General features: G+C 71.1%; 3 protein-coding genes. 1 reads left to right on the plus strand and 2 read right to left on the minus strand.

The genetic code is table 11. From position 1 onward, the window contains the following. Positions 1–67: 67 nt before the first annotated feature. Both ACSW7Y_RS15215 and ACSW7Y_RS15220 read right to left on the minus strand, forming a co-directional pair. Complete coding sequence (locus tag ACSW7Y_RS15215) at positions 68–1384, minus strand: ABC transporter substrate-binding protein (RefSeq protein WP_438127083.1); 1317 nt, start codon at positions 1382–1384, stop codon at positions 68–70. Positions 1385–1455: 71 nt separating this feature from the next. After that, positions 1456–3483, minus strand: a complete 2028-nt coding sequence (locus tag ACSW7Y_RS15220) for a glycoside hydrolase family 36 protein (protein WP_438127084.1) — start codon at positions 3481–3483, stop codon at positions 1456–1458. A 275-nt stretch (positions 3484–3758) separates the two neighbouring features. On the opposite strand from ACSW7Y_RS15220, the gene ACSW7Y_RS15225 reads away from it, so the two are divergent. Next, complete coding sequence (locus ACSW7Y_RS15225; protein ID WP_438127085.1) at positions 3759–6443, plus strand: hypothetical protein; 2685 nt, start codon at positions 3759–3761, stop codon at positions 6441–6443. The last annotated feature ends 451 nt before the right edge of the window (positions 6444–6894 follow it).

Genomic DNA, 6894 nt, shown 5'->3' on the forward strand with positions numbered 1-6894 from the left:
GTCGTGGACTGCGGACGGGAGGCCCGTTGCGGGCCCGCCACGGGCCTCCCGTCAGTCGTCAGCCGGGTCAGAACCCGCTGGCGCCCTGCGCCTTGGCGAGCTGGGCGAACTGCTGCTGCGTCGCCTGGGTGACCTGGTCCGGGGTCTTGGTGCCCTGGATCATGTCCGCGAGGTTGAGGTACAGGTCGGGGTTCGCGATGGCCTCGGCCTGCATCGAACCGACCGAGTCCGGCACGGCCGCCGCGGCGTCCTTGAGTGCCGTCGGGACCGTCGAGGGCGTGCCGACGCCCTGCTCGATCGAGACGGTGGACTGGTCCTTGACGAAGCCGGCGTAGCCCTTGCCCATCCAGTACGACAGGAACTGCCGGGCGGCTGCCTCCTGCTTGTCGTTGCCGGTCTTGAACGCGACCAACGCGTTGCTCTGGTCGGGGATGAACGTGCCGGTGTTGCCCGAGGGTGAGATCGGGAAGAACCCGATCTTCTGGTTGAGCTCGTCGGTCTTCGCGAGGGTCTGCAGCTGGTTGAAGAACGAGTTGACCTGGATCACCATGCCGGCGTCGCCGGCGAGGAGCGCCTTGCCCTGGTCCTCGAACGTGGCGGTCTTGATGTCGCTGTTGAACATGCCCTGCTTGATCAGGTCGTCGTAGTTGTCGACCGCCTTCTGGACCGTGGCGTCGGTGAACTTCTCCTTCCCGGTGTTGATCTGCTTCCAGAGGCCGTCCTTGGCTGCGTCGGCGAGCTGGACCTGCACCCACCACTGGGTGGCCCACTTGTCGCCGCCCATCTCGAAGAAGGGGGTCACACCCTTGCTCTTGAGGGTCTTCGCGTCGGCGAGGAACTCGTCCCAGTTCTTCGGGGTCGAGGTGATCCCGGCCTTCGCGAGGACCTCCTTGTTGTAGTAGACGCCCTCGACGGCGGGCGTGCTGACGAGTGCGGCGTACCGGGTGCCGTCGAGCTTGCCGGTGATGTCGGCGAGGTTGGCGGTGTACTTCGACGTCCACGGGGCACCGGTCAGGGGCTGGAGGTTCTGCTTCGCGTTGAGCGAGGTGAGCTCCGAGGCCGTGGGCTGCCAGAACGCCAGGTCGGGCTTGTCACCCGTCGCGACCTTGGTCTGGACACCCTGCTCGTAGGGGTCGGGGATGGTGACGACCTTGACCGTCGCACCCGTGGCCTTCTCGAACCCGCTGATGACGGAGTCGGCGGTCTTGTTCGAGTTCTGTGCGGCCCAGATCGTGAGCGTGGTGCCCTTCAGGTCCGCTGTCTGCGATGGCCAGGTGACCGACCCGGAGCCGGTCGTCGTGCCGGAGCCGGGGTCGCTGCAGCCGGTGAGGAGCGCGGCGGTCACGGCGGCGACGGCGATGGCGCCCTTCCATGCGTGCTTCATGTTCGTCCTTGGTGTGAGGTGTTCGTGGTTGCGGGGGTTCGTGGTGCGGGGGTTCGTGGTGCGGAGTGGGGTCACGCCGACGGCGCCGTCGGGGTGAGGGAGAAGGTCCGCGCCGTCGGGGTGGTGACGGTGGTGCGGACCGACAGGGTGCCGGTGTCGGCGTCCCACTCGGCCTGCCATCCGGGCAGGTCGTGCGGGAAGATCGTGGCGACGTGCAGCTCGCGGCCGACGAGCTCGGGGAAGCGCAGCTCGGCGGTGTCGGCGCCGGGTCCGCGGTCCCAGACGGAGACGACGGTCCGGTCGCGTCCGTGTCGGGCGGCGGCGACCCAGCGGTCGGTCCACCCGGGCAGGCCCAGGGGCCAGGACGGCACCGTGTCGGCGATGTCCCGGTGGAGGGACCGAGCGGTGTCGACCGCCTCGCGGACGCGGGCCGTCTGGTCGTCCGACATGCCGTCGAGGTGCCCGGACAGGTAGAACCGCCCGGCGAGGCCCGTCACCAGGGTGAAGACGTTCTGCTCGTCGGACAGGTCCGGCTGCGGGTACGCCCAGTTGGCCGACTGCTCGGGCAGCACTGCGAGGCCGGCGGCGGCGGCGATGGGCGGGTACAGCAGGGGGTCTTGCTGATCGGAGGTCGACTGCAGCTGGGTCCGTGCGAGCACGGCGGAGTCCATGCGCATCGCGCCGGACGCGCAGTTCTCGAGCACGAGGCCCGGGTGACGTGCGAGGACGCCCTCGAGCCAGGCGAGGTGCGCCCGGTTGTGCTCGAGCAGCCCCGCGCCGACGCTGTCCGCCGCGCGGTCGGTCCCCGGTCCGCCGTCGATGTTGTAGTCGAGCTTGAAGAACCCGATGCCGAACTCCTCGACGAGGCGGTCCACGACGGCGTCGAGGTGCGCTCGGGCTGCGGGGTGCCGGAGGTCGAGGTGGTACCGGTCGTGTTCCTCGACCCGGTGTCCGCGGCGCTGCAGGAACGCCTCGGGTGGCAGGCGGTCGGCGACCGGGCTGCCGACACCGACGACCTCGGGCTCGAGCCACAGGCCCGGCGTCATGCCGGCCTTCCCGATCGCGTCGACGACCTCGCGGAGGCCGTTCGGGAAGCGGGTGCGCGACGGCTCCCACGCTCCGACGGTGTCCCACCAGTCCGCCGTGTCGGAGTACCAGCCGGCGTCGATGCAGAACGTGTCCACGCCGACACGGCCGGCCGCGGCCACGAGTGGGAGGAGCTTGGCGGTGGTGGGATCGCCGTCGAGGGTGTTCATGTAGTCGTTGAAGACGATCGTCGGCACCGTGTTCTCGGGGTGCGGCAGACGGTTCCGCCGCCGCGCTGCGGTCATCGCGGCCGCAGCGGTCGGCAGGTCCCGTCCCAGCGCCACGGTCGCCGGCACGGTCGTGAACGTGTCACCGGGCTCCAGCGACACCGACCACTGGTGGTCGCGGTCCGTCGGACCGGACACCGCGACGTAGCAGTCGGAGACGTGCTCGCCGACCTCCCACCGCCAGGGACCGTTGTGCTCGACCTCCCACAACCAGGTCAGTCCCGGTGCCGTCAGGCCCGCGACGGGCAGGTGCCCACCGGTCGACCAGGTCCCCGCCGCCGTGCGGGTGACGGCGGACCGTGGCGTGTGGCCGGTGAGCTCCTCGTGGAGTTCCGGCAGGAGGGCACCGCGCAGCGGTCGCGTGGTCCAGCGCCCCTCGCCGAGCCAGTCGTTCACACCCTCGACGAGGGACCAGTCCGACGGCAGCAGGGGGCGCTCGGCTCCCGCGTCCCGCCCGAGGCCGCTCGCCCAGCTCGTCACCGAGGTGAGCAGGACGGCCTCGGCACCCGCGTTCCGGACCGTGGACACGCACCGCACCGCACCGTCGACCGCACGGAGCGTCACGTCGACCTCCACGGCCGGTGTGATGCCCTCCGTGCCGAGGTGGACCACGAGGGTGTCCGCGGCCGGCTCGTCGTGCGAGCGGTACCGCAGTGCGGCGCCGATCGAGGTCTGCACGAGTCGGTCGTTGGAGAGCGTGTGCCCGAAGCCGACGGCGAGCACCTCCACGAGCGGCACGTCGTCGCCGAGGCACGCGTCGGCTCCGCGGCCGACGAACCGGGTCACCCTCAGGGGCCGGTCCTCGTCGTGTCGGAACGCCAGATGGACGCCCGGTGGGGTCCAGTCGATCTGCGGCAACGCTGCCTCCTCGTCGTGCGGTCCGTCGGTGGACCGTGGAGCCGATGATAGCGGTTTCAAGTGGCAGCGCAAGCGGAAATCTGAAATCGCTATCTTCTACAGCTCCTGCCAGGGAAGAGCGCGACGCCCCCTTGTTGAAATCGCTTTCAGGACTTAGGGTTCCGATCGTCCCGCCTCCGGGGCCCTGTACGAAGGAGTACGAAGTGCCACGTCCTGTCCCTCCTGGCCGCCGCCGTGCGCCCGGGTTCGCCGCGGCCGTCTCGGTCGCCGCCCTCACCGCCCTCGGACTCGTCGGGATCGCACCCGCGGCGTCCGCTGCCACCGTCGACCACCTCGGCGTCGCGTTCGGCTCGTCCACCGGAGCCGTCCGCGGCGGTGCCGGCGGGACGCTCTACGGCCTCGGCGACCCGGGCAACCCGACGCAGGCGCTCATCGACGGCGCGCACATCACCACCACTTCGCAGAAGCCGCCGGGCGGCGCACAGCACCCGACCGGCGACGCCCTCCGCGTCGAGCCGTCGTTCTTCGCCGGCGCCGGCCAGGACGAGTACCTCTACATGCAAGACCAGTACCCGGACTTCCCCTACAACGGCGGCAACCGGCCTGGCGACGCGAACAACGACGGCGTGTGGGACTACCTGCCGATCGTCAAGCAGGAGGCCGAGGCGATCGCCACGCAGTCGGCGCACCCGAAGCAGTACGTCTTCATCCCGTTCAACGAGCCGGACCTCGACTGGTACACGAACTGGACGAACGACAAGACACAGTTCCTGTCCGACTGGTCCGCCGTGTACACGACCATCCAGCAGGTGTGGACCGCGCACGGACTCGGGCACGCTCGGATCGGCGCGATGGGCGACGGGTCGTTCCACTCTGACCGCACGACCGACTTCCTGACGTACGCGAAGGCGCAGGACCAGCTGCCGGACGTCACCATCTGGCACGAGCTCAACCCCGGGAGCCTGGCGAACTTCCGCGGCAACATGTCGACCTACCGGGGGATCCTGTCGAAGCTCGGCCTGTCGGCGATCCCGGTGAACATCACGGAGTACGGGAACCCACGCGACATGGGCGTCCCGGGGCAGCTCGTCCAGTGGATCTCCATGTTCGAGGACCAGAAGGTCGACGCGCAGACCGCGTACTGGAACTACGCCGGCAACCTCAACGACAACTCCTCCCGCACGAACAGCGCGAACGGCGCCTGGTGGCTGTACAAGTGGTACGGCGACCTGACCGGGAACACCGTCACGGTCACCCCGCCGCAGGCGAACACGACCGACACGTTGCAGGGCGTCGCCGCGATCGACACCGCCGCGAAGAAGGCCACCGTGCTGCTCGGCGGCGGCTCGAACGACGTCTCGGTCGACCTGTCGGGCCTCACCAGCAGCGTCTTCGGCACCTCGGTCGACGTCACGGTCCGAGCGGACCGACTGAACGGGAAGGAGGGGCTGTCCCAGCAGCCGCCCGTCATCGTCTCGCAGCGCTCGACCGTGACGAACGGCGCCCTCAGCGTCACCGTCCCGAACAGCGACCGGTACGCCGCCTACCAGGTCGAGGTCACCCCGGCACGGGCGAACCGTCCCGCGGTCGACACGTCCACGGTCAGCACGGTCGAGGCCGAGAACACCACCCTGACCGACGCGACGGTCTACACGCAGGACCCCTCGTCGGTGAACGGCATGGCCTCCGGCGGGAAGGACGTCGGCGGGTTCAACAAGGCCGACAGCACCGCCACCTGGACCGTCAACGCCCCGACGGCCGGCACGTACCGACTCACCGTGCTCGGAGGTGCGAACGGCCGACCCGGCCAGCACGCGCTCTTCGTGGACAACACGTTCAACCAGCTCGTGAAGTACTCCGCGGACCAGAGCTGGACGTACCGCGGTACCGCCTCGGTGCTCGTGCAGCTCGCCGCCGGGTCGCACACGTTCTCGCTCCGGGCGAGCAAGGACGGCGCGAACGTCCTGCCCGGCGCGGACATCACGCTCGACCGCTTCACCGTGCAGAACGTCGCGAACGGGGACACCGACACCTACCCGGCCGTCGACGCACGTCTTGCCGGTGCGGCGAGCACGACGTACGGCTCGTCGACCACCGCGGCGAACGGCGGAGCAGCGCTGACCGGGTCCGGCACGGCGACGTTCTTCGTCTCGGCGCTCGAGTCCGGCTACCAGGACGTCAGCATCGACTCGGTGACCACGGGCGCGTCGGCCCTGACGCTCAAGGTCGGCGGTCGCTCGGTCCCGATCGGGTCGATCAGCGGCGCAGGCTCGTGGCGGACCACCGCGCGACTCTGGCTACCGCAGGGCATCTCGGAGCTCACCGTCGGTTCGCCGAACGGCGCGACCGTCACCGGCATCACGACCGTCCGGGGGTCGGCGCAGCGTGCGGCGGACACCGCGACCGCGAACGCCGTGCGGGCCGAGGCCGAGAACCTGACGCGCGCCGGGACCGCGAAGGCCGTCAGCATCCCGGCGTCCGCTGGATCGAACGGCGACGCCGACGCGAACGGCGTCGTCACGAAGCTCGGGGACCTGGGCAACGGCGCCGGCAACACCGCGACGCTGAGCCGACCGAGCGGCCTGGGCGCAGGGTCGTACGTGCTGACGGTGTCGGCCGCGAACGCCGAGCAGTCCTCGAACCTGAACTACAACCCCCAGGTCGTGAACCGGTTCCTCGACGTCACCGAGGCCGGCGGCGCCACCACGCGCGGCACCGTCCGGAACGGCTACTCGTGGAACAGCTTCTGGGACACGAGCATCCCGCTCGACCTCACGACGGCGAACGGCGCCCTGACGCTCGGCAACGCGAGCGCGTACGCACCGGACCTCGACGTCGTGACGCTGGCGAAGCTGGCCGCGGGGAGCGCGACCACGGTCGCGCGGTAGCGACCGTCGGCGGTGCGCATCGGGACGCGCCGCCGGCGGTTCGTCACCACGACGGACGGGAGGCCCGTGGCGGGTCCGCCACGGCCTCCCGTCCGTCTCGGCACGGCCGAGGCGCCGGGCACCGCCGCCTCGGCCGACCCGGCGGGGCCAGCGGCTGCGCGGGGACCAGCCGGGGCCTCGACGGGGCTCGCGCCCACCGAGGATCGAGGCGGTCCGCAGCGTTCGCGGTGTGCGGGGCGGCGGGCCGGGGGGGCGGCCCCCCCCCCCCCGGCGGGGGGGGCCCGCCCGCCCGGGCCCCCCCCCCCCGGGGGGTCGCGGCCCCCCCACCGGGGCGTTTAAAAAAAAGTGACCGGCGGCCAAACACCGAGGGGGTTTTTTTGGGGGGGGGGGGGGGGGAGTGTAAGGGGGGGGGGGGGGGGGGGGGGGGGGGGGGGGGGGGGGGGGGGGGGGG

Origin of the sequence: Curtobacterium flaccumfaciens, from assembly GCF_051548005.1 — a bacterium.
Lineage (GTDB): Bacteria > Actinomycetota > Actinomycetes > Actinomycetales > Microbacteriaceae > Curtobacterium.